The sequence below is a fragment of the Burkholderia sp. S-53 genome (assembly GCF_025560745.1).
GTDB lineage: Bacteria > Pseudomonadota > Gammaproteobacteria > Burkholderiales > Burkholderiaceae > Burkholderia > Burkholderia pyrrocinia.
Window position 1 is genome coordinate 1,393,773 of record NZ_CP090484.1, and the last position, 25,912, is coordinate 1,419,684.

The following is a 25,912-nucleotide window of genomic DNA, read 5'->3' on the forward strand; positions in this document are numbered from 1 at the left end:
GTCCGTCTCCGTCACCACGCGATCGCGTACAGCGAGCCGAACGCGTTGTCGAGCGCCTTGCGCACGGCCGGCGAGTGCTGGTAGATCGCGATGAACTTGCGGATGCGCGGATCGTTCACGCTGTCCGGCCGCACGACCCACTGGATCGCGAAGATCTTGTTCTCGGTGCCGTCGAACAGCAGCGCACTGTTCGGGTCGGCCGTGCCGGCGAGCTTGATGAAGCTCGGGTAGCCCTGCGCGAGATCGACGTCGTCGAGCGAACGCGCGAGCTGCGACGCTTCGAGCGGGATGATCTTCAGGTGCTTCGGGTTGGACACGATATCGTGCGTCGTCGCGCGATAGTCGGCGCCCGGCTTCAGCGTGATCAGGCCCGCGCGCTGCAGCAGCAACAGCCCGCGCCCGCCGTTCACCGGATCGTTCGCGATTGCGACGCGCGCGCCGTCCTTCAGCTCGGCAAAGCTTTTCACCTTCTTCGAATAGAGGCCGATCTTCATGATCGTGCCGGGCGCGATCGACACGAAGTTGTAGCCGCCCTGTTTGTTCGCGTTCTCGAGAAACGGGATGTGCTGGAAGTAGTTGACGTCGATGTCCTTGTTCGCGAGCGCCGCGTTCGGCGTATTCCAGTCGGTGAACTCGACGATCTTCACGTCGAGCCCCTGCGCCTTCGCCTCCTTCGCGGCGATCTTCAGCGCTTCGATCTGCGGGCTGGTCGAGATGCCGACCTTCAGCGGCGCCGTCTCGGCGCGCGCGCCGTTCAGCAGCCCGACGCCGAACAACCCGGCGAGCAGCGCGGCCGCCAGCAGGCGGGCCGGCCGCGCGAAGCGGCCGGAAGAAAAGCGGGCGGAAACAACGGCATGCAGCATGGAAACCACTCTCCTGTCCAAAGACGGTATCGACGGATGAGCGACGCCGCGGCGAACGCGCGGGCGTTCTCCGGACAGTCGTCGTCGCATCGGAAAAGGATCAGCCGATGATAGAGAGCGGCGACGGGGCGGTCTACGAAGCGATTGTGCGAAGAAAATCGCGCGCGGCGATATGGCGGGCGATCGGGGCGCGGCGATACAGGGCGCGATCGGGGCGCGGCCGGGCTGACCGGACACCTGACGCGCCATCCGGCCGAAATCTCGGCCTGCCCGCCGCGCGAATTCCGAATTCTCGGAACGGTCTTCGCGCCGTCCTTTCCGCAGACGAAACAAATCCCTTATGAATCAACGGCCTGCAAACATGCCGATAGAGCGAAGCCTTGGCACGGAGGTTGCGTAATAGTCGGCACACGATGCCGCGAAGCAAAGCAGGCATTCCAACATCAGGAGACACGTCTTGCAGACCTCTATCCATACCCCGTCCCATCCCGAGCCGATTGTCGAAGCCGGCCCCGCCACACGCGCACGCTTCTGGCCGGAAGGCTGGTGGAAGCTGATGGAAATCCGCATCGGCATCATCCCGCTGCCCATCTACTTCATCCTGCTCGCGCTGATCGTCGGTTTCGCGGTGACGGGCAAGGTGCCCGGCGAGATCTCGATGGCGATCGCCGTGCTCGCGTTCTTCGGCTTCACGTGCGCCGAACTCGGCAAGCGCCTGCCGCTGCTGCGCAACATCGGCGCGGCCGCGATCTTCGCGACCTTCGTGCCGTCGGCGCTCACGTACTACCACCTGCTGCCGAAGCCGGTGCTGAACCTGACGGTCGAATTCACGAAGTCGACCAACTTCCTGTACCTGTTCATCGCGTCGATCATCGTCGGCAGCATCCTGAGCATGGACCGCCGCGTGCTGATCCAGGGCTTCCTGAAGATCTTCATCCCGCTGGCCGTCGGTTCGGTCGCGGCCGCGATCGTCGGCACGGCGGTGGGCACCGCGCTCGGCCTCGGCGCACGCCACACGCTGCTGTACATCGTCGTGCCGATCATGGCCGGCGGCGTCGGCGAAGGCGCGATTCCGCTGTCGATCGGCTATTCGGAACTGATGCACCTGCCGCAAGGCGAGATGTTCGCGATGGTGCTGCCGCCGGTGATGCTCGGCAGCCTGACCGCGATCATCCTGTCGGGCGCGCTCGACATGCTCGGCAAGCGCCTGCCGCACCTGACCGGCAACGGCCGCCTGCAGGTCGGCGAAACCGGCGACATGACGCCGGAAAGCGAAGAGATCCGCGGCCACGTCGACGTCACGCACATCGCGGGCGCCGGCATCACGGCGATCACGCTGTACCTCGTCGGCCTGATGGCGTTCAAGCTGTTCGGCCTGCCCGCGCCGGTCGCGATGCTGTTCCTCGCGGTGCTCGTGAAGCTCGCGCGCGCGGTGTCGCCGCCGCTGCAGGAAGGCGCGTTCGTCGTCTACAAGTTCTTCTCGACCGCCGTCACGTATCCGCTGCTGTTCGCGATCGGTGTCGCGATGACGCCGTGGGACAAGCTGACCGCCGCGTTCACGATCGTCAACGTCGTGACCATCGTGTCGACCGTCGCGACGCTGATGGGCACCGGTTTCGTGGTCGGCCGCCTGATGAAGATGTACCCTATCGACACCGCAATCGTGAACGCCTGCCATAGCGGGCAAGGCGGCACCGGCGACGTCGCGATCCTGACCGCCGCGAACCGGATGCAGCTGATGCCGTTCGCGCAGATCGCGACGCGCATCGGCGGCGCGATCGTCGTCACGGTGACGCTGATCCTGGTCGCGCACTTCGGATGATGCGCCGCCGCGCGCATCGTCGCGCAGGCCGCTTCGCACGCGCCGCCGCCGGCCTTGCCGGCGCGCGGCGCGCGTCGTTCAGGCCGGCCGGTTGCTGACGACCGGTTGCTGACGACCGGTAGCGGACGACCGGTAGCGGACGACCGGTAGCGGGCATCGATGAGGGCAAACGTGCAGAAAGGCTTCAAGGGAATCCCGTGGTGGGGCTGGGCATCGGCGGCCGTGCTGTATGTCGGCGTGGCCGGTGCGGCCGTCGATTTCGCATGGGAACGCGCGATCGACGCGCTCGAGGAAACCGGCGCGCACCGGCTCGACCTGTATGCGTCGAGCCTGAAGAGCGAGCTCGGCCGCTTCGAGATCCTGCCCGGGCTGGTCGCGCGGCAGGACGGCGTCCGCGCGATGCTGAAGGCCGCGCCGCACGACGCGCCCGAGCTCGTGCACACGGTGAACACGTATCTCGAAGCCGTGAACCGCGACGCGGGCAGCGGCGCGGTCGACGTGATCGACCTGCAAGGCGAGGTGATCGCCGCCAGCAACTGGAACGAGACGATCAGCTTCGTCGGCACCAACGTGTCGTACCGGCCGTACTTCAAGGACGCGCTCGCGCGCGGCAGCGGCCGCTTCTTCGGCATCGGCACCAACACGGGCGTGCCGGGCGTCTACTTCGCCAGCGCGGTGCGCGACGACGGCGTGCCGATCGGCGTCGCCGCCGTGAAGATCAGCGTCGATTCGCTCGAATCGGCATGGCGCGCGCCGGGCGTCGCCGCGATGGTCGTCGACAGCAACGGCGTGGTCGTGATCTCGACCGAACCCGAATGGAAATTCACCGCGCTGCGCCCGATCACTGCGCAGCAGCAGCGCGACATCCAGGCGTCGCGGCAATACGCGGGCCGCACCGTCGATGCGCTGCCGTACCGCCGCATCGGCGACCGCAACGCGGCCGCGTGGTTCGGCACGTTCCCCGATCTGCGCCACGCCGGCCACAGCACACGCTATCTGGTGATGTCGCGGCCCGCGCCGCAGGCCGGCGATTCGCTGATGGTACTGCTCGACATCGCGGGTGCGCGGCGCCAGCAGCAGACGGCGTTCGTGTTCGTCACCGGCGCGTTCCTGATCGCCGCGCTGCTGGCCGGCTACGCGATCCAGCGCCGCCGGGCGATCGTCGCGCGGCTGAACGCGCAGGACGCGCTGCGCCGCGCGAACGACCGGCTCGAGCTGACCGTCGCGCAGCGCACGGCCGCGCTGACGGCCGCGAACGAGCAGATGCAGCGCGAGATCGTCGAGCGCGAGCGCACCGAGCAGCGGCTACGCGATTCACAGCAGGAAGTCGTGCACGCGGGCAAGCTCGCGGTGCTCGGGCAGATGGCCGCCGGCCTCACGCACGAGCTGAACCAGCCGCTCGTCGCGATCCGCACGCTGTGCGACAACGCACGTACGTTCTTCGAGCGCGGCCAGCCCGCGCCGGCGTATGCCAATCTCGAACGGATCGGCAAGCTCGTCGACAGCATGGCGGTGCTCACGGGCGAGCTGAAAACCTTCGCGCGCAAGCCCGATGTCGAGCGCGTCGCGGTGTCGCTGAACGAGGCCGTCGCGCATGCACGGCTCATCTACGACGCGCGGATTCGCGACGAAGGCGTGCGGCTCGACGTGAACATCGCGCCCGGCACAGCCGTGTCGGCCGAATCGAGCCAGTTGCAGCAGGTGATCGTGAACCTGCTCGGCAACGCGCTCGACGCGGTGCACGACGCGCCCGTGCGCCGCATCGTCATCGATGCAGCCGGGCCGGACGAAGCCGGCCGCGTGCGCTTCACGATCACGGACAGCGGCGCCGGCATCGCGCCCGAGGTGCTGCCGCACCTGTTCGAGCCGTTCGTCACGACCAAGCCGCGCGGCCAGGGCCTCGGGCTCGGCCTCGCGATCACGTCGCGCATCGTCGAGGCGTTCGGCGCGAAGATCGCCGCGACGAACCGCGACGAAGGCGGCGCGCAGTTCAGTATCGAATTCGCGGCGGCGACGCTGCAAAGGACAGAGCATGGAAGATGAGATTCGGGTGCTGGTCGTCGAGGACGATGAAAACGTCCGGATCGGCGTCGAGCAAGCCGTCGCGCTCGCCGGGTTCCCGGTCGACGCGTTCGCGTCGGCCGCCGACGCGCTCGCGCACGTCGCGCCCGGCGCGCCGGTGGTGATCGTGTCGGACGTGCGGATGCCGGGCATCGACGGGCTGCAGCTGCTCGACCGCGTGATGGCTGTCGATGCGCAGATCCCGGTCGTGCTGATCAGCGGCCACGCGGATATCTCGACGGCCGTCGGCGCGATGCAGGTCGGCGCGTACGACTTCATCGAGAAGCCGTTCTCGTCGGACCTGATCGCCGGCCGCGTCGCGCGCGCGGTGGAGAAGCGCCGCCTGACGCTCGAGGTGCAGGGGCTGCGCGCGGCGCTCAACAACTGGCAGGGCATCGAGGCGTTCGTGCTCGGCAAGTCGCCCGCGATGGCCGACGTGCGCAAGAAGATCCTGCGCCTTGCCGATACGTCGGTGTCGGTGCTGATCAGCGGCGAAACGGGCACCGGCAAGGAACTGATCGCGCGCAGCCTGCACGACTTCGGCAGCCGGCGCGATGCGCATTTCGTCGCGCTGAACTGCGGCGGCCTGCCCGAGCAGATCTTCGAGAGCGAACTGTTCGGCCACGAGGCCGGCGCGTTCACCGGCGCGATCAAGAAGCGCATCGGCAAGATCGAATGGGCGCACGGCGGCACGCTGTTCCTCGACGAGATCGAGACGATGCCGATTTCGCTGCAGATCAAGATGCTGCGCGTGCTGCAGGAGCGCGTGGTCGAACGGCTCGGCGCGAACGAACTGATTCCGGTCGACTGCCGCGTGGTGGCCGCATCGAAGGCCGATCTCGCCGAACTCGCGGCCGACGGGCGCTTTCGTGCTGACCTGCTGTATCGCCTCAACGTCGCGCAGATCGAACTGCCGCCGCTGCGCGAGCGGCGCGAGGACGTGCCGCTGTTGTTCGAGCATTTCGTGCTCGCGGCCGCGCGGCGCTTCGGGCAGCCGGCGCCGGTCGTCACGGCTGCGCAGGTGTCCGAACTGATGACGCATGCATGGCCGGGCAACGTGCGCGAGCTGCAGAACGTGGCCGACCGCTTCGTGCTCGGGCTGACTGGCGACAGCCTGCTGTCATCGGGCGACGCCCCGGCCGTGGGCGGCACGCTCGCGGAACAGCTCGCGTATTTCGAACGGATGCTGATCGAGGACATGCTGCAGCGTCACCACGGCAACGTTGCGGACGCAAGCGTCGCGCTCGGCATGCCGAAGAAGACGCTCTATCACAAGCTGCGCAACCTGCGGATTCCCGCGCGCGGCGACGCGCCGGCCGACGCCGGCGAATGACGCGAACGAGGACACGCACAACAGCATGGATCGCATCGAAGTCTCCGAACACGGCCGCATCCACGGCCACCTGATCCGCGGCGTCACGCGCGCGCAGAAGACCTTCCGCCCCAGCGACTGGCCCGAACGCCTCGCGGGCGTCATCACGCTGTTCGTCGGCGAACGGCGGCCCGGCTATCCGTGCGCGCTGTCGCGGCTTGCGATGCCGGTCGTCGACGGCGGCGCCAAATGCCTGTTCGTGTCGGACGAATTGCGCGTCGTCTGCGCGGACGCGTTCGACTTCGCGATGCAGTTCGCGGCCGACAACGACCTCCCGGTCGAGGTTCAGGCCGCGCCTGCGTTGGCGGTGCGCTGACGCGCAGGTAGCGCTCGGCGGCTTAGCCTGCTTCGCCGAAAAGCGCGTCGAATCCGTTCCGACACAACCGGAGCATATCTTCGGGTTCGATCTGTCGGTCGGGCCGCGGGATATCCGCCGCTGCACGGATGGTGTCGTTCACTTCGGCGAAGAACGCGTCGACGCCCGCATCGACCGACTTGCGCTGAGCATCCGACAACGTGCGTTCGACGCGCCTCCAGACCGGAGCAAGTTCCTCTTCGATCGCGCCGCCAAAGAGCAGCATCGCATCGTGGATGTAGAGCACATCCTGTGCACGCTTCTCCGGAATCCTGTCGTCCCGAATCAACAGCTTCTGGACCATGAAGCTCACGGGATTGGGGATGCGCAGGTCGGCCAACGCTTCGCCGAGGCCCGACTCCTCGACGGGGATCGTCACGATCCATGGCTCGTGCAGCAGTATTTCGAGATGGCGCAGCTTCTGTGCGACGACGCCCGCATTCGCCTCGGTTGCGTCCGGTTCCATCCGTCGGGTCGTTTTGTTGCGTCGCATCGGGCTACCGGTCAACGGCGTGAGGAATTCCGCGTAAAACCCGTTGGCGGTCTCGCCAAGCGTGTAGCGCATCGCGGGCGGCTTGAACCCGCCCGCGAGGTTCGGCTCCTCCTTGAAGCCTGCGCCCTCGAGCGCCTGCTTGATATCGCCTTCGAGCCTCTCGCGTTCTGCATATGCGACGTCGGCATCCTGCGTGAAGATTGGCGTGTGGTCGGATTTCCAGGCACGGGGCTCATACGCATAGAGCCGAAAGGCCCAGCCCCCGATGAAAACGATCCTGTCGCGCCACGGCGCCAACGCCCTCGCGAGATAACTGAATTCGGCGAGTTCGCTCAAGCGCCCTCTCCGGTCACGTTCGCGAGAATGCCATGCTCCAGCTCGGCGGCCTGTTCTGCACCTCGCGCCGGATGAGCCGACACGTCAAGCCAGATCTGAATGACGTCCGTGACCGGCAAGCCATCGCGGTAGACGACGCCACGTCCCAGCGACTGGGGAAAGCCGGACTGCTGCAGGACAAGATCAGGGCGTTCGCCCTCTTTGGCTCGGCGCAGCTGTCGCCAGTTTGCGGCCTCCGTCACGCTATGGACCCAGACCGTCGGCGGTACACCTTTGACATGACCGAAGCCGAGCGCATCGGCCGCAGCGAAAAGCCCCAAAATTCCGCCTTCGTTTTTGAGCATCTTGCGCAACTGAGCGTCGGGCGCGGCCGGCGAAAGGAACTTCATGGGCAGCGCCGGTGCCGGCCTCTGATATTCAGCCTTCCAGCGTTTCGCGAGCTTGCGCCGTTGCACGACTTTCAGGAATGGCTTCGTCTCGATGAAACCCTCCTGCTTCAGCGCATGGATCAGCCGCGTGGCCGTCATGACCGAGACGCCGGCGGCACGCGCAAGGTCGGTCGCCGTGGTGTAATGCCTGCCCTCCGCGCCGATGAGGTTCTCGCGCTTGATATCGATCGCCAGCAGAAGTTTGAGCATCCACTGGTTGAGATCCGAGAATGCCAGTCCCGGCTGGACATCGTGACTGCGACTGTAGGAACGAGTCGGCTGGTCCGGGTGCTCGGAAACGTCCAAACCCGGAAACCGTACATATCGGGTTCCGTCCATCGAGAGCACGGCGAAGGGTTCGCGGGCGGCGAACGCCGCGTGGAAATCGACCAGCCGGTTAATAAGCGACGGCGTAGCGCGACCGACCCAGATCAGGATGGCGGGCCGCATTTTCTGTTGCTTCGCGAATTCGCGTGCCTCGAGAAGTGCTTGGGCAAAGAACGCCGTGACGCGATCGGCGCGCCCCTCGTTGAACGTCTTGAGGACCGCGAGGTACGTTTGGCCCCTGTCGTTGCTCAGGATCAGGTCTCCGCCAGGATCAGACCCCGTCATCGCCGTCACACGCCATCCATCGGCTTTCTCGAACAGCGTCCGGAAAGCATCCAGTGCCGGACGCTCCGGCATTTGGTTTGGCAACGATCCCATATCGCGCTCACTTGGCCACGTGAAATCACATGGACATGGTAAATAACACGGCCATGTTATGACTATCTCAAGCGTGCTGCAAGTGGCGCTCGGCGTCACTTTCGCGCCGTCATGGTCGCCGCCCTACGCCCTGCCGACTGGCGTCAGGCCGAAACCGTCATAGGTAGGGATGGAATGCCGGTGCACCAAGGCCGTACAGGGGACACAGCCCTCTCGCTCCGACAAGGGTTTTCAGCCGAGCCATCAATAAAATTGATCGTCACGATGAAAATTATGCGTTTTCCTTGCAGGTCGCCGTGATGCATAGTTGCGTCGTGTTGACGCACCTTTGAGTCTTTCAGTCATGAACATGCGAATCGAGCCGTCCGTGCTCGCGAACCCCGACCTGCAATTTGCGACGCTTTCGTCAGGCATCAGCCTGCCGTATGTCGAGCGGGGCAGCGGTGCGCCGATGGTGTTCGTGCACGGCTCGCTGTGCGACTACCGCTACTGGGATCCGCAGCTCGCGGCGCTGTCGGCCCACTACCGCTGCATCGCGCCGAGCCTCAGCCATTACTGGCCGGCCGTCGAAGCAGGCATCCAGGACGAGTTCAGCTGGCAGAACCACGTCGACGAGCTCGCCGAATTCATCGACGCACTCGATCTCGGCCCCGTGCATCTGGTCGGCCATTCGCGTGGCGGCAGCGTCGCGTTCAACGTCGCACGCCAGCATCCGCATCTCGTCGACACGTTGACGCTCGCCGATCCGGGCGGCCCGCTGCAGCAGCAGGGCGTGCGCGAAGCCGCGCTGCCGGCCGCCGCGCTCGCGCTGCGCACGAAGGCCGTGAACCTGATCGGGCAAGGCGACGTCGAATCCGGTCTCGAGATGTTCGTCGATTCGGTGAGCCTGCCGGGCGCATGGAAGAAGAGCACGTCGCGCTTCCGCACGATGGCGATCGACAACGCGAGCACGCTGCCGAAGCAGCTGCGCGATCCGCTGCCCGCGTATTCGCAGCACACGGCCGGCGATATCGCATGCCGCACGCTGCTGATCGACGGCCAGCGCAGCCCGAAGATGTTCCGCAACAACGTCGACACGCTGTCGCAGTGGATCGGCGACGCGCAACGGCAGACCGTCGCCGGCGCGTCGCACGGGATGAATGCGGCGAGCCCCGCCGTGTTCAACCGCTACGTGCACGAGTTCATCGCCGCGTAATTTCCCGGGCGGCTTTCGTTCCGCCCGATCTTCCCCGTTTCGTTCCCGCACGCCGCGCGTTGTCGGCGCGTCGCTGTCGGCGATCCGCCGGCACATTCAGTCGGCCGATATTCGCTGCACCGCGTTACGCGACCGGCTCGGCCTTGCGCGTCACCGCATCCGGCAGCCCGAACACGCTGTCGAACGACCAGTTGTACACGAACGTGAAGATCGGGAAGAACACGATCAGCACTGCGTCGAACAGGAACGCCTGCACCAGCGACACGTCGAGCCACCACGCGATCAGCGGGATCAGGAACGTCACGAGCGCGACCTGGAACCCGACCGCGTGCAGCACGCGCCGCCCGACGGTGCGCGTCGTCGCCGCGCGCCGCCGTTCCCACGCCTCGAACGCGAGGTTGTACAGGAAATTGACGGTGACGCCCGTCGTCGAGATCATCACGCCCAGCAGACCGCTCGTTTCGGCGCTCGCGCCGCTCAGCACGCCGAGCACCGTCGACGCGATCAGGATGCCGAGCACCTCGAACATCACGACGTAGACTATGCGTCGCTTCCAGCCTTGCATGACCATCCCCTTCGAATCGAACAAGGTGGCGAGACTAGCAGCGGGTACCCTGTCCGCAAAAGTCAGGTCCTTTCAATTTTTCTGACAGGAGGAAGGCCGCGCATGCTGACCAGCGACCACATCGACATGCTGCTGACCGTCATCGACAAAGGCTCGTTCTCGGCGGCCGCGCGCGCACTCGGCCGCACGCCGTCGGCGGTCAGCATGGCGATCGCGAACCTCGAGGCCGAACTCGATCTCGTGCTGTTCGACCGCGGCACGCGCGAACCGACGCCGACCGCCGCGATGGCCGCGCTGTTGCCCGACGCGCGGTCGATCGCCGAACGGCTGCACGCGCTGCGCGCGCATGCGCAGCACCTGTCGGAAGGCGTCGAGGACACGCTGCGGCTCGGGCTCGCGGCGGAACTCGACGGCGCGCCCGTCGCCCGCGCGCTGACAGCCGTCGCCGCGAAGTATCCGGCGCTCGCGATCAGCATCGTCACAGCGCCGCAGGACGCGATCGTCGACGCGCTGCATCGTGGCGCCGTCGATCTGTGCGTCGCGTACGGCGGGCTCGACCTGCATCCGCAGGAACAGATTCACGCGCTGTGGACCGAGACGCTGATTGCAGTTGCCGCGCCGAGCCATCGGCTGATCGCCGAAGCCGCGCACCCTGAAGCGATCGAGCGACTGTCGGGTTTCCGGCAGATCGTGATCGCCGATCCCGAGCGGCCGCTGACCGACGTGCGGCCCGTGATCGGCAACCGCACGTGGAAGGTGACCGACATGGCCACGGCGATCGCGCTCGTGACAGCCGGTCACGGCTGGGCGAACCTGCCCGCATCGATGATCGGCCGGTACGTCAGGGCAGGCGAACTCGCGCCGCTCGCGTTCGCGAACATCCGCAACGGGCTGCCGTTACCGGTGTACCTGCGGCGGCCGAAGCACACGGCGCTCGGCAAGGCGGCGAGCGAACTCGTGCGGGCACTGCGCGCTGCCGGCGACAACCAATAATCGGCGCGGCGGCGATCGCCGCCGCACCGTCGGTCAACGCCTGACGGCTCGACCGTTAGTTGCAGTTACTGCGCAGCCGCCGCACGCTGGATCGAATCGACGAGCGATGCGTTGTCGTAGCGTCGTCCGGCAATACCCCATCCACCATCGACGGCATGGACGACATTCACCCACACTTGCGCCGGTGTCAGCCGCCCGCCGGCCCGGCGCAGCACGATCGCGGTCGCCCGTTCGACGAATTGCCGCTGCGTGTCGGGCGCCGCGAGCGCCACGGCGGGAAGCTTCAGTTCGACGAATGCAGCGGGCTCCGCCCGTCCGTGCACGAAGGTCCGGTGCCGCGGCAGCACGTTGAGCGTGCCCACCACGTTCGGCGCCAGGAACGCATTCCCGGTCAGTCCTTCGACATCCAGCAGCGCATCGGTCAGTTCGGCAAACACGGGCCCTTCGTCGTCCGGCGTGAACACCCCTTCAGAAACCGTCAGCGTGATCGGCATCGCACTTCCTCCTGGTCAGGTCATCGGAATCGTGACGTGATATAAATATCAGTCACTCTCTATACATTAGACACTGATCGCTCTCTATGCAAGATAAAGAGCGATCGCTCTGAAGCGAGCCTGTCATGCGTTATTCCGTCGAGCACAAGCACGAAACCCGCGCGCGCATCCTCGATGCCGCGAGCCGATTGTTCCGTCAGGAGGGGTATGGCGGTTCCGGCATCGGCCCGCTGACGAAGGCGGCGGGCGTCACCAACGGCGCGTTCTACGGGCATTTCAAATCGAAGGGCGAAGCGTTCCGCAGCGTCGTCCTCGCGGGCCTCGACCAGCTCCGCCAAGGGGTCGCAACGTTCAAGGCCGAGCATGGCGCGCGCTGGCGGCGCCCGTTCGTGTCGTTCTACCTCGGGCCGCGGCGCACCTGCGAACTCGGCGAAAGCTGCGCGCTGCCGAGCCTGTCCCCCGAAGTGATCCGCGCCGACGACGACACCCGCGACGCGTATGAACAGGCATTGCGGCAGATCGTCGACGAAGTGTCGTCCGGACTGGGCGAACCACCCGACGACGACCGCGCGATCGCATTCCTCGCGCTGCTGTCGGGTGGCGTCACGCTCGCCCGCGCGGTGCGCGACCCCGTGCTGGCAAAGCGGATTGCCGATGCCGTCGAGCGCTACGCGGTGGCAATCGCCGAACGGGCGGATGCGCAGCCGGAAAAACAGAAATAGCGGACTGCCTGCAAAAGGGTTCTTCGCGGATTTCCAAAGCGCGCGGGGCAGGCTGTCGGTGTTCGGCCGGAAGCGGACGGTCCCGATTACATTTCAAATTTCCCGGGCGCCCACCTGACAGCCGCCCGGCCTGTTGCTCGTTGCGCACTCCCCTTCCGGCATCCCGATGCGTCGGCTCGCCGCGAGAGCCACCCGCGGTTCGATCGGTCGCGCGGCGCTCAACCCCAGGCCGGTTTTCCCTCCGCACTGACGACCGTGCACTGCAGCCCCTGTGCCGCACTCGCGCGATCGATCGCCTCTTCGAGTCGCGCGAACGGATAGGTCGAAAGCTCGACCGCGTCGAGCGACAACAGCCCCGACGCCACTAGCGAGACGAGCGCAAGGTAATCGGCGCGCGAGTACATGAAGTTGCCTATCAGCTCCCAGTTGTTGAGCAACATCTCGCGGTACGTGATCGGCAAATCGACGTCCATGCTGCCCATCAGCACGAGCCGCCCGTTGCGGCGCAGGCTGCGCAGCGCCGCAAGCGTCGCATCCGGTTCCTGTGCATGGCCGACCATGTCGAAGGCGAGATCGACGCCGCCGCCGGCCGCCGCCCGAATCGCGGCGAGATCGCGTGCGCCGTCGCCCGTCAGCACGATCGGCACAACGCGGCCGCGGCCCAGTTCGCCGAGCCTCGCGAGCGGCTCGGCGCGGCGGCCGAGCGCGACGACGCGACTGGCCCCGAGCGCCAGTGCCGCGATAACGGCCGCCGAGCCGAAGTAGCCCGTCGCGCCATTCACGGCCACCGTCTCGCCGGCCTCGAGTCTGCCGCGACGCAAGCCGCCGAACGGCACCGAAAATTTGCCGAGTGCCGCCAGGCGTGCCGACGGCACGTCGTCGAGGCCATCGAGCGACACCACGGTCGAAGCGGGGAATTCCGCGACCTCGCGCAGCGCCCCATGCGGAAAATCGACCAGCATCGGCGCGCTGGCGGCGCTGACACCGGTCAGGCCGATCAAAATCTGCTCGGGCTCAGCCACCGCTTCATCGGCCACCCAGTACGGATGCACTGCCACACGCTGTCCGGGTCGCAAGCCAAATACGCCTTCCCCGACGGCCACGATACTGCCGACGCCGTTCGTCCCCGGCGAAAACGGACCGGGCGGAAATGCATACGGCAGCTTGCCTTCGACGTACGCACGTGTATAGCTAAGCAGCGGCACCGCCTCCATCCTCAGCAACACGGCGCCGCGCCGCGGTTGCGGCGTCGGTTCGTCGCGCAGGGCCAGGGGCTTGCCGGGTTCGTCGAGCATCCAGGCTTTCATCGTCTCTCCTCCAAAGAAAAGGGCATCGGACGATTGAACTGTAGTCGCGGCCAACGTATTCTTGAAATTAATTATCGGAATTGGACCTATCAACGTGGTCGATATAAAAGGCATCGATCTGAATCTGCTCGTGTCGCTCGACACGTTGCTCGAGGAAGCCAACGTGACGCGCGCGGCCGAGCGTCTGAATCTGACGCAGCCGGCGCTGTCGGCACAGCTCGCGCGGCTGCGGCGGATTTTCGGCGATCCGCTTTTGATTCCGTCGCCGCGCGGCCGCGGCATGACGAGAAGTACGCGCGCCATGGCGCTGATGTCGCCGCTGCGCGACGTGCTCAAACAACTCGAAGCTGTCGTTCGCCAACAGCCGGCCTTCGACCCCTTTGCCGACACGCGTCGTTTCGTCATTGCCGCCAGCGATCAGGCGATCGCCGTGCTGGGTTTTCAGCTGATGCAGTCCTGGGCCGAGCATGCGGGGCCGGGCGTGCAGCTCGCGTTCGTTGTCGCGGAGCATTCGACGAGCGTCGAGCGCTTCGAACGCGGCGAGATCGATCTGCTGATCGGCTCGGAACGGATGATTCCGGCGTGGACGAAGGCACGCAAGCTATACGACGAGCATTTCATCTTCGTGCAGCGCAAAGGGCATCCGCGCGGGCTCACACCGCTGGATCTGGATAGCTACTGCGCACTCGGACACGTGCTCGTCTCGACGAGCGGCGGCAGCTTCTTCGGCTTCATGGACGAGCATTTGCAGTCGCTCGGACGCACACGCCACGTTGTCCTTTCGGTTCAGCACTTCACGCTCGTGCCCGAGCTGCTGGCGCGAACGGATTATGTCTCGACGCTGCCGACGCGGCTTGTGACGCGCTATCGCGACGTGCTCGACGTGTTCGAGCTGCCGTTCGACGCACGCGGATTCTCGCTGTTCGCCGCGTGGCATCCGCGCAATCAGGCCGATCCGGGTAGCGTCTGGCTGCGGGAGACGCTGGCGCGGATCGCGGCGGATTGGCACGGATAGTCATCGCGATCGAACTCGCTCGCGAACGCCCCTTTCATTCGTGCCCCTCCCCGGGAAAACCTGGATAACCCGGCTCGTAACGAATGGGGGCTTCAGCAAGAACCGAAAGTCGCCTTCAGGTCGGCAAGCGACATCCGAGGAAATCCGCGAAGAACCTGAAAAAAACCGATCCGCGTCGCCACGGATCGGGATGGTTCGAAGTGCACGGTTGCGGCGGCCCGTCGCGGACCGCCGTGCGCGGGCCGGCATCTCAACGCACGGCGACTTCCTGCTTGGCCGTCGCCGCATCGCCGACCGCCGTCGGCGCCGCACCCCACCCGCCGCCCAACGCACGGATCAGGTTCACGGTCGACACGGCCTGCGCACCGGTCAACTGGTTCGCCTGCAACTGCGACAACAGCACCGACCGCTCGCTGTCGATCACGTCGAGATAGGCGACCTCGCCCTCCTGATACTGCGTGCGCGACAGCGTCGCCGCGCGGCGCGACGCATTGACGGCCGCATCCTGCGCGCGAATCTGGTCGTCGAGCAGGCGCAGATCGGCGAGGTTGTCCTCGACCTCGCGGAACGCGACGAGCACCTGCTGCCGATAGTTCGCGACCTGCTCGTCGTACTGCGCGCGCGCCTGCTGCACACCAGCGGCACGGCGCCCGCCGTCGAACAGCGGCAGCGTCAGCGCGGTGCCGGCGAACGGCCCGAGCAGGAACGTGCGGCTCGACCACAGGAACAGGTTGCCGAGCGTCGACGCCTCATAGCCGAACGCACCCGTGATGTCGAGCTTCGGGAAATACGCCGACTTCGCGAGGCCGATCCGCGCGTTCGCGGCCGCCATCGCGCGCTCGGCCGCCGACACGTCCGGACGGCGTTCGAGCAGCGCGGACGGCAGGCCCGCCGGAATCTTCACGCCGACCGGCACGATCGGCGTTTCCTTGAACGCGAAATCCGCGGGCGCCTTGCCGAGCAGGATCGCGAGCGCATGCTCGGAGGCCGCGCGCCGGCGCGCGACGCCGACCGCATCGGCCTGCGCAGTGGCCAGCTCGTTCTTCGCACGCGACACGTCGAGTTCGCTGATGTCGCCTTCGTTGAAGCGGCGCTGCACGAGCTTCAGCGCCTGATCGCGCAATTCCACCGTGCGGCGGTACAGGTCCTGGTCCGAGTCGAGCTGGCGCAGTTCGAAGTAGTTCTGCGCGACGTCCGCCTGCAGCGCGAGCTGCACCGAACGGAACAGCGCCTCGCTCTGCGCCTGGTCGGCGCGCGACGCCTCGACGTTGCGGCCGACGCGGCCGAACAGGTCGGCCTCGTACGACACCGTGCCCTGCGCGCGCCACAGCGTCGCAGTGGTCGGGCCCGTACCTTGCGGCTGGAACTGCGACGCCGACGACAGCCCTTCGCGCGTCGGCCCGAAACCGGCGCCGATCTGCGGGAACCATTGCGAGCGCGCCGTACGTGTCGCCGCACGCGCTTCCTCGACACGCGCGGCCGCGGCCTTCAGGTTCTGGTTCGCGGCGAGCGCCTGCGTCTCGAGCGAATCGAGCACCGGGTCGCCGAACACCGTCCACCATTCGCCGCGATGCGCGCCGTCCGACGGCTCGGCCGTCTTCCACGTGCCGGCCTGCTCGCCCGCGGCGAGCGTCGGCGCTTCCTTGAACGCGGCGGGCGTCGACACATCCGGGCGCTTGTAGTCGGGGCCCACCGCGCACGCGGCGAGCAGCGTCGCGAGCAGGGTGCTCGCGGCCGCCACCTTCGCGAAGCGCATCAGGCCATTCGTGTTGTGCATGTTGTCCATCTTCTTATCCTCAAGCATCCGAAGCCGGCACGCCCGGGGGCGTCACGCCGTAACCGGCCGAGTCCTTGCCCGCGACGTGGATCTTGCCGCCCGCGAGCGTGCGCAGCACGACGTAGAACACCGGCGTCAGCATCAGCCCGAACAGCGTCACGCCGAGCATCCCGAAGAACACCGCGACACCCATCGCATGGCGCATCTCCGAACCCGCACCCGTCGACGTGACGAGCGGCACGACGCCCATGATGAACGCGATCGACGTCATCAGGATCGGGCGCAGCCGCATCCGGCTCGCCTCGATCGCGGCCTGGAGCGGCGTCCTGCCGTCGTGCTCCAGTTCACGCGCGAATTCGACGATCAGGATCGCGTTCTTCGCCGACAGCCCCACCAGCACCATCAGGCCGATCTGCGTGAAGATGTTGTTGTCGCCCTGCGTGAGCCACACGCCTGTGAGTGCCGACAAAATGCTCATCGGCACGATCAGGATCACCGCGAGCGGCAGCGTCAGGCTTTCATACAACGCGGCGAGCACGAGGAACACGAGCAGCACGCTGATCGGGAACACGACGATCGCCGCGTTACCCGCGAGAATCTGCTGATACGTGAGGTCGGTCCACTCGAACCGCACGCCGCGCGGCAGCGTCTCGTGCGCGATCCGCTCGATCGCGGCCTGCGCCTGCCCCGACGAGAAGCCGGGCGCCGGGCCGCCGTTGATGTCGGCCGCCGTGTAGCCGTTGTAGCGCACCACCATTTCCGGGCCGAACGTCGGCGTCACCGTGACGAGCGACGACAGCGGCACCATCTCGCCCTTGTCGTTGCGCGTCTTCAGTTGCAGGATGTCGTCCGCGCGCTGGCGGAACGGCGCGTCGGCCTGCACGCGCACCTGGTACACGCGCCCGAAGCGGTTGAAGTCGTTCACGTACAGCGAGCCGAGATACACCTGCATCGTGTTGAACACATCGGTAACCGGCACGCCGAGCTGCTTCGCCTTCACGCGGTCGAGATCGACGTTGAGCTGCGGCACGTTGATCTGGTAGCTCGTAAACAGCGGGCCAAGCTCGGGCGCCTGCTGCGCGCGCTTGATGAAGTCGTTGGTCGCATCCGCGAGCCGCGCATAACCGACCGCGCCGCGATCCTCGATCTGCATCTTGAAACCGCCGAGCGTGCCGAGGCCGAGCACCGGCGGCGGCGGGAACACCGCGACGAACGAGTCCTTGATCGCACCGTACTGCTGGTTCAGCGCGCCTGCGATTGCACCGGCCGACAGCGCCTTGCCGTGCCGTTCGGAGAACGGCTTCAGCGTGACGAACACGATGCCCGCGCTCGAGCTGTTCGTGAAGCCGTTCACCGACAGCCCCGGGAACGCCACCGCGCTCTCGACACCCGGCTGCTTCAGCGCGATCGAGCCCATGTCGCGGATCACCTTCTCGGTACGGTCGAGCGATGCACCGTTAGGCAATTGCGCGAACGCGATCAGGTATTCCTTGTCCTGCGCCGGCACGAAACCGCCCGGCACGACCTTCGTCACCAGCACGGTCGCGCCCACCAGCACGAGGTACACGCCCAGCATCAGCGTCTTGCGCGACAGCACGCCGCGCACGCCGCGGCCGTAGTTCTCCGCGCCGCGATGGAACACCTTGTTGAAGCCGCGGAAGAAGCCGCCGAGCACGCGGTTCATCACGCGCGTGAGCCAGTCTTCCTTCTCGCCGTGCCCCTTCAGCAGGATCGCGGACAGCGCCGGCGACAGCGTCAGCGAGTTGAACGCCGAGATCACCGTCGAGATCGCGATCGTCATCGCGAACTGCTTGTAGAACTGGCCGGTCAGGCCCGACATGAACGCGAGCGGCACGAACACGGCGACGAGCGTCAGCGCGATCGCGATGATCGGCCCGCTCACTTCCTGCATCGCCTTGTAGGTCGCCTGCCGCGCGTTCATCCCGCTCTCGATGTTGCGCTCGACGTTCTCGACGACGACGATCGCATCGTCGACCACGATCCCGATCGCCAGCACCATCCCGAACAATGACAACGCGTTGATCGAATATCCGAACGCGAGCAGCAGCGAGAACGTGCCGATGATCGACACCGGCACCGCGATCAGCGGAATCAGCGACGCGCGCCAGGTCTGCAGGAACACGATCACGACGATCACGACCAGCGCGATCGCTTCGAGCAGCGTGTGCACGACGGCCTTGATCGACGAACGCACGAACTGCGTCGGGTCATAGACGATCTTGTAGTCGACGCCCGCCGGCATGTCCTGCTTCAGTTCGGCCATCGTCTTGCGCACTTCGTCCGAGATCTGCAGCGAGTTCGCGCCCGGCGACTGGTTGATCGCCATCGCTACCGCCGGCTTGTTGTCGAGCAGCGAGCGCAGCCCGTATTCGGACGCATCGAGCTCGATCCGCGCGATGTCGCGCAGGCGCGTGACGCCGCCGTCCGGCGTCGTCTTCACGACGATGTCGCCGAACTCGTCTTCCGTCTGCAGACGGCCGCGCGCGTTCACCGACAACTGCAGCGGCGTGCCGGGCAGCGACGGCGACGCGCCGATCACGCCGGCCGCGACCTGCACGTTCTGCTCGCGAATCGCCTGCACGACGTCCTCGGCGGACAGCCCGCGCTGCGCGACCTTCTGCGGATCGAGCCACACGCGCATCGCGTAGTCGCCCGAACCCCACAGCTGCACCTGGCCGACGCCCTGGATCCGCGACAGGCGATCCTTCACGTTGATCAGCGCGTAGTTGCGCAGGTAGGTCATGTCGTAGCGGTTGTCCGGCGAGATCAGGTGCACGACCATCGTCAGCGTCGGCGAGCTCTTCACCGTGGTGATGCCGAGCCGCTGCACGTCTTCCGGCAGGCGCGGCAGCGCCTGGTTCACGCGGTTCTGCACGAGCTGCGTGGCCTTGTCCGGATCGGTGCCGAGCTTGAACGTGACGGTGATCGTCATGTTGCCGTCGCTGTTCGCCTGCGACTGCATGTAGAGCATGTCCTCGACGCCGTTGATCTGCTCTTCAAGCGGCGACGCGACCGTCTCGGCGATCACTTTCGGGTTCGCGCCCGGGTACTGCGCCTTCACGATCACGGAAGGCGGCACGACTTCCGGATATTCCGAAATCGGCAGCAGGAACATCGCGATCACCCCGCCCAGCAGGATGATCACCGATAGGACTCCTGCAAAGATCGGTCGGTCGATAAAGAATTTGGAAATGTTCATGAATGGCTCTGTCTGGTTGAACGCGGAAAACGTAGCGGCGTGCCGCTTACGAATCCGCCTTCGCCGGTGCGGCCGGCTTCGCGGTGCTCGCGAGCGGCGCGGACGGCGCATCGCCGCCCGTCATCGGGACCATGTGCGGCTTCACCTGCTCGCCGGGCCGTACGCGCTGCGTGCCGTTCACGACCACGCGGTCGCCCGCGGAAAGCCCGCTCACGATCACGCGCCGGTTGCCGTGCTGCATCCCTTGCTGCACTTCGCGGTACGACACGCGGCCCTGCTGGTCGACGACGAACACGAACTTCTTGTCCTGGTCGGTGTTGATCGCCGCGTCGTCGACGAGCAACGCTTCATGCGGCGCGCTGCCGCCGACCTTCACGCGCGCGTAGAGGCCCGGGACGAGCGCACCGTCGGCGTTGTCGAAGCGCGCGCGCACACGGATCGTGCCGGACGACGTGTCGAGCCGGTTGTCGACCGAATCGATCACGCCGCTGCGCGAGTAGCCGGTTTCGTTCGCGAGGCCGAGCTCGACCGGCACCTTGCGGCCGTCGCGCGCGCCGTTGATGTATTGCAGGTAGGTCTGCTCGTCCGCATCGAACGACGCGTAGATCGGCGACACCGAAACCAGCGTCGTCAGCGGCGCGGCCGATGCACCGGCCGACACGACGTTGCCGACGGTGATCTCCGCGCGCGACACGCGGCCCGACACCGGTGCGGTAATGCGCGTGTAGCCGAGGTTGATGCGCGCCGTTTCCAGCGCGGCATCGCCCGCCTTCACGTTCGCCGCCGCCTCGCGGGCCGCGTTCTGCTTCTCGTCGTAATCGCGCTTCGCGATCGCGTTGTCGCCGATCAGCCGCTGCGCGCGCTGCCAGTCGGTCTGCGCATAACCATTGCGCGCCTGGGCAGCCGCGAGCTGCGCGGCCGCGCGGTCGACTTCGGCCTGGTACGGGCGCGGGTCGATCACGAACAGCACGTCGCCCTTCTTCACGAGCGCGCCGTCCTTGAAGTTCACCGCGACGATCGTGCCCGACACCTGCGGGCGGACGTCGACCTTCTCGATCGCTTCGAGGCGGCCCGAATAAGCTTGCCAGTCGGTCACGGTCTGCGGCACGACGGTCGCGACGTCGACTTCGGGCAGCGGCGCGGCCGCCTTTTCGGGTCCGTTTGCGTTCACGCGCATTGCGCCGAACGTTCCGAGGCCGACGACGGCGAGCGTCACGATCGCCGCTGTCGCGATTCGGGAACGGGAGGTGCGTAGGATGGCCATGTGGATCTCCAATAAACGTGGATTGGTTCTGGTTATTCGGAACGGTTCGGCTGGCGCGCCTGGAAGCGGCACTGGAAGAAGCGCACGGCTTCCTCGAATGCGGCTTCGTGCGTCGCGAGCGCGGCATGCGTGATATCCGGATAGCGGATCACCTGCGTGAGCACGCCCGACGAAATCAGGCAGCCCGCATATTTCTCCGCTTCGACGTGCAGCACGTCGTTCTGCGCGGTGACGACGAGCGTCGGCGGCAGCCCCGCGAGGCGCACCGATTCGAGCGGCGCCGCATACGGGTGCATGCGTTGCGCGGCCTGCGGCAGATACGCGCGATAACATGCCGCGCATTCGCGCGCGGTGATGTCCGACGCGAGGCGCTCGGCGTCGCCGATGCGCGTCATGCTCGGGTCGAGCATCGGCCCGAACAGCGCCTGCGCGGCGATCGACACCTCGCCGCGGTCGCGTGCGATGAAGGCCAGACAGTTCGCAAGCTGGCCGCCCGCGTCGTGGCCCGCGACACCGATCTTCTTCGGATTGCCGCCGAACGCGCGGGCACGCGTCGCGGCCCACACGGCCGCGCGATACGCATCCTCCGGCGCGGCCGGAAAAGGAAAGGCCGGTGCGAGCGAATAATCGACCGACACTACGAGAGCTGGTAAGCGTTCTGCTAAAAAACGCGCGGCGAAATCGGCGTCTTCGAGCGAACCGCGGACGAAACCGCCGCCGTGGAAATAAAGCACTACTGGCAGCCCGGTCTTGTCCGGGCGGCGGTAGAGGCGTAGCACGATGTCCTGCGCGTAGCCGGGAATTTCCACTTCGGCGACCGTCAGCGCCGCGCCCGCCAAGGCTTGAGCGGGCAGCGCGGCTTTCAGGAATTTGCTGAATTCAGAAGCGTCCATGACGATGCAGCATCCATTTCGAGATGGAACGAATTCTGGGTCCGGCAGACATTGGGATAAATGCCTATAATCCGGCAACACAATTCAACGCCCCCGAACAATCCGAGGCTGCGTTCACCCACGAGGTAGCGCAGCCTTGTTGTTCCGGCGGCAAATTAGATTGCGGAGGTTGTGATGGACCGGCTTCAGGCCATGCAGGTGTTTACTCGCGTCGTCGATACAAGCAGCTTCACCAAGGCAGCAGAAACGCTCAGCTTGCCGCGGGCGTCCGTCACGACGATCATCCAGAATCTCGAAGCGTTCCTCGGCGTGCGGCTGATGCACCGGACCACGCGCCGGCTGTCGCTGACGCCGGACGGCGCCGCGTACTACGAAAGATGCGTGCGGATCCTCGCGGACGTCGAGGAAACCGAAGCAAGCTTCCAGGCGAACAACCGGAAGCCGCACGGAAAGTTGCGTATCGACATGCCGGGTTCGATCGGGCGGCTGCTCGTGATTCCGTCGCTGTGCGAATTTCACACGCGCTATCCGGACATCGACCTGCAGCTCGGCCTGTCCGATCGCCCGGTCGACCTGCTGCAGGAAGGCGTCGACTGCGTGATACGCGTCGGCGCGCTGCAGGACTCGTCGCTCGTCGCGCGCCGGGTCGGCCTGTTCGAAGGCGTGACGGTCGCCGCGCCCACCTATCTCGAGCACTTCGGCGAGCCGAAGACGATCGAGGACCTGAGCCAGCACAAGGCCGTCAACTATTTCTCGAGCCGCACCGGCCGCACGATCGACTGGTCGTTCCTGATCGACGGCAAGGAAACCGAGATCAAGATGGAAAGCATCGTGTCGGTGAACGACGCGGATGCATACGTGACCTGCGGAGTCGAAGGCTTCGGGCTGATCCAGCCGCCGCTCTTCATGGTGCTACCGCACCTGCGCGAAGGCCGGCTCAAGGAAGTGCTGCCCGGCATCAAGCCGCTGCCGATGCCGATTTCGGTCGTGTATCCGCACAGCCGACATCTGTCGCCGAAGGTGCGCGTGTTCGTCGACTGGATCGCCGAAGTGTTCGACCGCTGCCCGCTGCTGAGCGGCAAGGGCAGCCTCGACGCGACGTGCAGCAAGCGCACGTTCGAGGAAGCCGAACGCGCGCCGGCGCTCGATACGCCGGTCATCAACGAGTGGGTCGCGTAATCGTCTGAACCAACGCGCGCGGGCTGCAAGGCCCGCGCGTCGTCCCGCCTTCGCGCCGCGTTCCCGCGCGGCGCCCGCCATCGTTCCCGAATCCGCAGCAATCCTTTGTGCCGCGCGCGGCAATCGCCCGCGTGCGTCGTTGCGCGCCGTCGTCGCAGCCGCGTGAGCCCCGCCGCATGGGGCTGCCGGCGATTGGCGAATGCCCCTGCCGGCCGCGCGGATAACCATTGTTCCATTGCGACGACAAATCAATTCGCATCTGCAGCATTTATCGCGGCGGAACAGATACCTAGAGTAAACCCTGTCGCGCACCTCGTTGCGCATCGAACAGATCCCGCTCGATGGGACCGGAGAAAGCGCTGAAGCGCCGACTCCGAAAGTCAGGAGTTACGCCATGAACCACCGCCATCTTCTCTCCGCCCTCGCCCTCACGCTCGCCGCGTCCGCGCCTGCCTTCGCCGACTCGGGCACGCCGCACGCCGGCGACTACGGCAATACGTCGTGGTATTCGCAGCACTACGGCCCGCGCACGCGCGCCGAAGTGAGCGCGGAAGTCGAACAGGCTCGCCGCGACGGCACGCTCGCGTACCTGCGCAAGGCGACTTCGTATCCGCAAGGGCTCGAACTCGCGCAAGGCCCGTATCGCTCGATGCCGGAAAGCAATCAGCTCGCCGGCGGAGGCCGGTAAACGCGCAACGCCGCGCAGCGGGTCGCCCCGTGCGCGGCGTCGCGAAACACCCATCGACGACTCGCAGAGTCAGTTAGTTGCAGGAGCACATGATGAACGACCAACTTCCTTCGCCGCTCGATCACTGGGACGACACCACGCCGGTCTGGACGCCGTTCCGTTCGGCCCCGCATTCGCATTGACCGCCGGCTGAGTCATCGTCCGGCCATTACCTGCGCGGCACGCCGTCGCGCCATTCGCCCCAGTGCGTCACGATGTCCTGCACGAGCGGATTGCCCGCGCGGTACAGGTTTTCGGTCGCCGGGGCGAAGCCGCCCTGGTCCGCGTAGTTCAGCAGGTTGTCGGCGCTCGTCTGCCCCGCATACGGCCGGTCGAAGTCGGACCCGGTACGCAGCACCGCGACGCGCGACAGGTCGACCCGCTTCACGCTTGCCGCGCGCTTGAGCGCTTCGTACGTCGCGTTGTCTTCCTGCGCGGTCATGCAGTAGGTGCCCTTGCCGTCCGTCAGGATCTTCGTCCACTGGCGCGCGCGCTCGCCGATCAGCGTGCCCGAGAACCACGTGTTGCCCGATGACGTGTCGCACTGGATCACCGTCGGCGGCCGGTTCGCCGGCGCATACGTGAACTTCGCGCGCGCGGCCTGCGCCTGCGCGCTGTCGGCGAGCACGACGTTGCGCGACAGCGCGTACGCGGCGTCGGTCAGCTGCGGATTGAGCTGGAACACTTCGGTGCGGTAGTCGAGCGGCGGCTTGTCGTTCGGACTCTTCGTGTTGATGCCGAGAAAGCCCGTGTTCCAGCCGGCCGGAATCTCTCGCGCATCGAGCTCCCACTGCAGGCTGAAATCGACGAGATATTTCGACCACGCAGCCGAACCGACCGTGCCTTGCGCGGGGTCGACGCCGGCGATGCCCGAGATCAGGAAATACGTGCGGCGCAGATCGAAGCGCTGCGAGAACGTGAGCGCCATGATCGTCGCCGACGCGTTCGCATAACCCATGCCGGTCGTCACCACGCACACGTCCTGCTTGTTGCAGTGAACGGCCGGATAGTCGGGCGACAGGCCCGGCACGGCGATGTCGCGCCACGGGCCGATCCGGTCGAGCCAGGCCTGGCCCTCCGGACCGAACATCGTGATGATCATGACCTTGACCGGGCGGCCCTGTGCACCGGTCTCGGCAAATGCAGCGTTGCCCGCGTTGTTGCCCTGGTTGTCCTGCGCGATCGACGGCGCGGTCGCACAGGCTGCGAGCGAGAATGCGGCGGCAGAAAGAATGGAGCGAGTCAGCATCGGCGTTCCTTGTTTCGATGATGTTGGGTGAGAACGGCTGTCGGAGACTGCGCGAGGGAGTATAGAACGGGCCCGTACGATGCGGAACCCGGTTACGAAACGACGTCCGGTGTTTCGTGCGACCGTACACATGTTGCGCAATGCGATGTGCGTCGTCGGTTTCGCACCGTCGCCGTGCATGACAACCATCAGGAATGCTATTCGGTTGGCAGGAACGAACGCCTGCCGACATACCGCTGCGCATCGCATCCGTCGACGTCGACTTCGGCCGGCCCCCGAACCGCTACACGCGCACGAGCCCCGCGACGCCGTAACCGAGCACGACCAGCGCGGCGACGACATGGCTCGCCGCGAGCCACCCCGGCGATTTCACGATGCGTCCTATCGTGCTGCCGCCGAACGCGAACACGAGCTGCCCCGCGAGGCTGCCGGCAAACACGCACGCGGCGCCGAACAGCCAGTGCCGATGCGCACCGGCAGCCGCCGTCGCGTAGCCATAGAACAGCAGGATGGTGAGCGGGTTCGCGAGCGTGACGAAGAACATCGACGTGAACGGGCGAGTGCCCGGCGGCGGCGCATCGCCGTCGAGCGTGCGGCGCCGATCCCGCAGCGCGTGCCACAGCATCCGCGTGCCCATCGCGAGCAACACGAACGCGCCGACGACACGGAACAGCGACAGGTGCGACGCGAGCGTGCTCGCGAGCATCGCGCCGATCGTGAACGCGACGACCGCATAGCAGCCGTCGGCGGCGGCCACGCCCACCGCCGCGCGCACGCCGGTGACGGTGCCGGCGCGCATGCCGTAGTTCGCGATCATCAGCGCGACGGGCCCGACCGACAGCGCGATCATCAGCCCGAACAGGAAGTCGTTCATCGG

The 25,912-nt window shown here is 66.4% G+C and carries 22 protein-coding genes; 10 read left to right on the forward strand and 12 right to left on the reverse strand.

All coding sequences use genetic code 11. The features are described from left to right. Nucleotides 1-11 precede the first annotated feature (11 nt). The gene (locus LXM88_RS28330) at nt 12-863 is read right to left on the reverse strand and encodes a MetQ/NlpA family ABC transporter substrate-binding protein (protein WP_262546387.1); all 852 of its coding nucleotides are present in this window, start codon (nt 861-863) and stop codon (nt 12-14) included. Between the two features lie 457 nt (nt 864-1,320). On the opposite strand from LXM88_RS28330, the gene LXM88_RS28335 reads away from it, so the two are divergent. From LXM88_RS28335 to LXM88_RS28350, 4 genes are all read left to right on the forward strand, one after another. Continuing rightward, nucleotides 1,321-2,685 (forward strand): 2-hydroxycarboxylate transporter family protein, encoded by a 1,365-nt coding sequence (locus tag LXM88_RS28335; RefSeq protein ID WP_262546390.1) that lies wholly within the window; start codon nt 1,321-1,323, stop codon nt 2,683-2,685. 159 nt (nt 2,686-2,844) lie between these two features. Continuing rightward, nucleotides 2,845-4,728 carry a sensor histidine kinase gene (locus tag LXM88_RS28340; RefSeq protein ID WP_262546392.1) on the forward strand — a complete coding sequence of 628 codons (1,884 nt, stop codon included), beginning with the start codon at nt 2,845-2,847 and terminating at the stop codon, nt 4,726-4,728. After that, nucleotides 4,718-6,079 carry a sigma-54-dependent transcriptional regulator gene (locus LXM88_RS28345; protein ID WP_262546395.1) on the forward strand — a complete coding sequence of 454 codons (1,362 nt, stop codon included), beginning with the start codon at nt 4,718-4,720 and terminating at the stop codon, nt 6,077-6,079. The genes LXM88_RS28340 and LXM88_RS28345 overlap by 11 nt, the downstream gene beginning before the upstream one ends. 25 nt (nt 6,080-6,104) lie before the next feature. Then, complete coding sequence (locus LXM88_RS28350) at nt 6,105-6,434, forward strand: DUF3579 domain-containing protein (RefSeq protein ID WP_262546397.1); 330 nt, start codon at nt 6,105-6,107, stop codon at nt 6,432-6,434. Between the two features lie 22 nt (nt 6,435-6,456). Here LXM88_RS28350 and LXM88_RS28355 read toward each other — a convergent pair whose 3' ends face one another. Continuing rightward, nucleotides 6,457-7,302: a nucleotidyltransferase domain-containing protein gene (locus LXM88_RS28355; RefSeq protein ID WP_262546400.1), complete on the reverse strand. Its 846-nt coding sequence runs from the start codon at nt 7,300-7,302 to the stop codon at nt 6,457-6,459. Next, a complete protein-coding gene (locus tag LXM88_RS28360) occupies nt 7,299-8,435 on the reverse strand; it encodes a helix-turn-helix domain-containing protein (RefSeq protein WP_262546402.1) in 1,137 nt (378 codons plus the stop codon). The genes LXM88_RS28355 and LXM88_RS28360 overlap by 4 nt, the downstream gene beginning before the upstream one ends. Before the next feature lie 343 nt (nt 8,436-8,778). On the opposite strand from LXM88_RS28360, the gene LXM88_RS28365 reads away from it, so the two are divergent. After that, a complete protein-coding gene (locus LXM88_RS28365) occupies nt 8,779-9,630 on the forward strand; it encodes an alpha/beta fold hydrolase (RefSeq protein WP_262546404.1) in 852 nt (283 codons plus the stop codon). Between the two features lie 124 nt (nt 9,631-9,754). On the opposite strand, the gene LXM88_RS28370 is transcribed toward LXM88_RS28365, so the two are convergent. Next, nucleotides 9,755-10,195: a PACE efflux transporter gene (locus LXM88_RS28370; RefSeq protein WP_262546407.1), complete on the reverse strand. Its 441-nt coding sequence runs from the start codon at nt 10,193-10,195 to the stop codon at nt 9,755-9,757. A gap of 102 nt (nt 10,196-10,297) precedes the next feature. Between LXM88_RS28370 and LXM88_RS28375 the strand changes: the two genes are divergently transcribed. Beyond that, the gene (locus LXM88_RS28375) at nt 10,298-11,188 is read left to right on the forward strand and encodes a LysR family transcriptional regulator (RefSeq protein ID WP_262546408.1); all 891 of its coding nucleotides are present in this window, start codon (nt 10,298-10,300) and stop codon (nt 11,186-11,188) included. 65 nt (nt 11,189-11,253) lie between these two features. Here LXM88_RS28375 and LXM88_RS28380 read toward each other — a convergent pair whose 3' ends face one another. Continuing rightward, nucleotides 11,254-11,682 (reverse strand): Tautomerase enzyme, encoded by a 429-nt coding sequence (locus LXM88_RS28380; RefSeq protein WP_262546410.1) that lies wholly within the window; start codon nt 11,680-11,682, stop codon nt 11,254-11,256. Nucleotides 11,683-11,807: 125 nt separating this feature from the next. Here LXM88_RS28380 and LXM88_RS28385 point away from each other — a divergent pair, with 125 nt between their 5' ends. Next, on the forward strand, nt 11,808-12,404 hold the full coding sequence (locus LXM88_RS28385) for a TetR/AcrR family transcriptional regulator (protein WP_262546412.1): 597 nt from the start codon (nt 11,808-11,810) through the stop codon (nt 12,402-12,404). Nucleotides 12,405-12,622: 218 nt separating this feature from the next. Here LXM88_RS28385 and LXM88_RS28390 read toward each other — a convergent pair whose 3' ends face one another. Then, complete coding sequence (locus LXM88_RS28390; protein WP_262546955.1) at nt 12,623-13,711, reverse strand: zinc-binding dehydrogenase; 1,089 nt, start codon at nt 13,709-13,711, stop codon at nt 12,623-12,625. A gap of 94 nt (nt 13,712-13,805) precedes the next feature. Between LXM88_RS28390 and LXM88_RS28395 the strand changes: the two genes are divergently transcribed. Beyond that, nucleotides 13,806-14,726 (forward strand): LysR family transcriptional regulator, encoded by a 921-nt coding sequence (locus tag LXM88_RS28395; protein ID WP_262546414.1) that lies wholly within the window; start codon nt 13,806-13,808, stop codon nt 14,724-14,726. Between the two features lie 250 nt (nt 14,727-14,976). Here the strand turns inward: LXM88_RS28395 and opcM are convergent, their stop codons facing one another. From opcM to LXM88_RS28415, 4 genes are read right to left on the reverse strand one after another with little or no spacing between them, the layout of a single operon-like run. After that, nucleotides 14,977-16,512: a multidrug efflux transporter outer membrane subunit OpcM gene (gene opcM, locus LXM88_RS28400; RefSeq protein ID WP_262546416.1), complete on the reverse strand. Its 1,536-nt coding sequence runs from the start codon at nt 16,510-16,512 to the stop codon at nt 14,977-14,979. A 10-nt stretch (nt 16,513-16,522) separates the two neighbouring features. Next, nucleotides 16,523-19,723 carry a multidrug efflux RND transporter permease subunit CeoB gene (gene ceoB / locus LXM88_RS28405; RefSeq protein WP_262546419.1) on the reverse strand — a complete coding sequence of 1,067 codons (3,201 nt, stop codon included), beginning with the start codon at nt 19,721-19,723 and terminating at the stop codon, nt 16,523-16,525. 46 nt (nt 19,724-19,769) lie between these two features. Further along, nucleotides 19,770-20,987 carry a multidrug efflux RND transporter periplasmic adaptor subunit CeoA gene (gene ceoA, locus LXM88_RS28410; protein WP_262546422.1) on the reverse strand — a complete coding sequence of 406 codons (1,218 nt, stop codon included), beginning with the start codon at nt 20,985-20,987 and terminating at the stop codon, nt 19,770-19,772. A gap of 32 nt (nt 20,988-21,019) precedes the next feature. Beyond that, complete coding sequence (locus LXM88_RS28415) at nt 21,020-21,880, reverse strand: alpha/beta hydrolase (RefSeq protein ID WP_047902337.1); 861 nt, start codon at nt 21,878-21,880, stop codon at nt 21,020-21,022. Between the two features lie 174 nt (nt 21,881-22,054). Here LXM88_RS28415 and ceoR point away from each other — a divergent pair, with 174 nt between their 5' ends. Then, on the forward strand, nt 22,055-23,059 hold the full coding sequence (gene ceoR, locus LXM88_RS28420; RefSeq protein WP_262546426.1) for a putative multidrug efflux transcriptional regulator CeoR: 1,005 nt from the start codon (nt 22,055-22,057) through the stop codon (nt 23,057-23,059). A gap of 394 nt (nt 23,060-23,453) precedes the next feature. Beyond that, nucleotides 23,454-23,747 carry a DUF4148 domain-containing protein gene (locus LXM88_RS28425; RefSeq protein ID WP_262546428.1) on the forward strand — a complete coding sequence of 98 codons (294 nt, stop codon included), beginning with the start codon at nt 23,454-23,456 and terminating at the stop codon, nt 23,745-23,747. Nucleotides 23,748-23,955: 208 nt separating this feature from the next. Here LXM88_RS28425 and LXM88_RS28430 read toward each other — a convergent pair whose 3' ends face one another. Both LXM88_RS28430 and LXM88_RS28435 read right to left on the reverse strand, forming a co-directional pair. After that, a complete protein-coding gene (locus tag LXM88_RS28430; RefSeq protein ID WP_262546429.1) occupies nt 23,956-25,035 on the reverse strand; it encodes a purine-nucleoside phosphorylase in 1,080 nt (359 codons plus the stop codon). Between the two features lie 283 nt (nt 25,036-25,318). Beyond that, nucleotides 25,319-25,909, reverse strand: a complete 591-nt coding sequence (locus LXM88_RS28435; RefSeq protein ID WP_262546432.1) for a LysE family translocator — start codon at nt 25,907-25,909, stop codon at nt 25,319-25,321. Between the last annotated feature and the right edge of the window lie 3 nt (nt 25,910-25,912).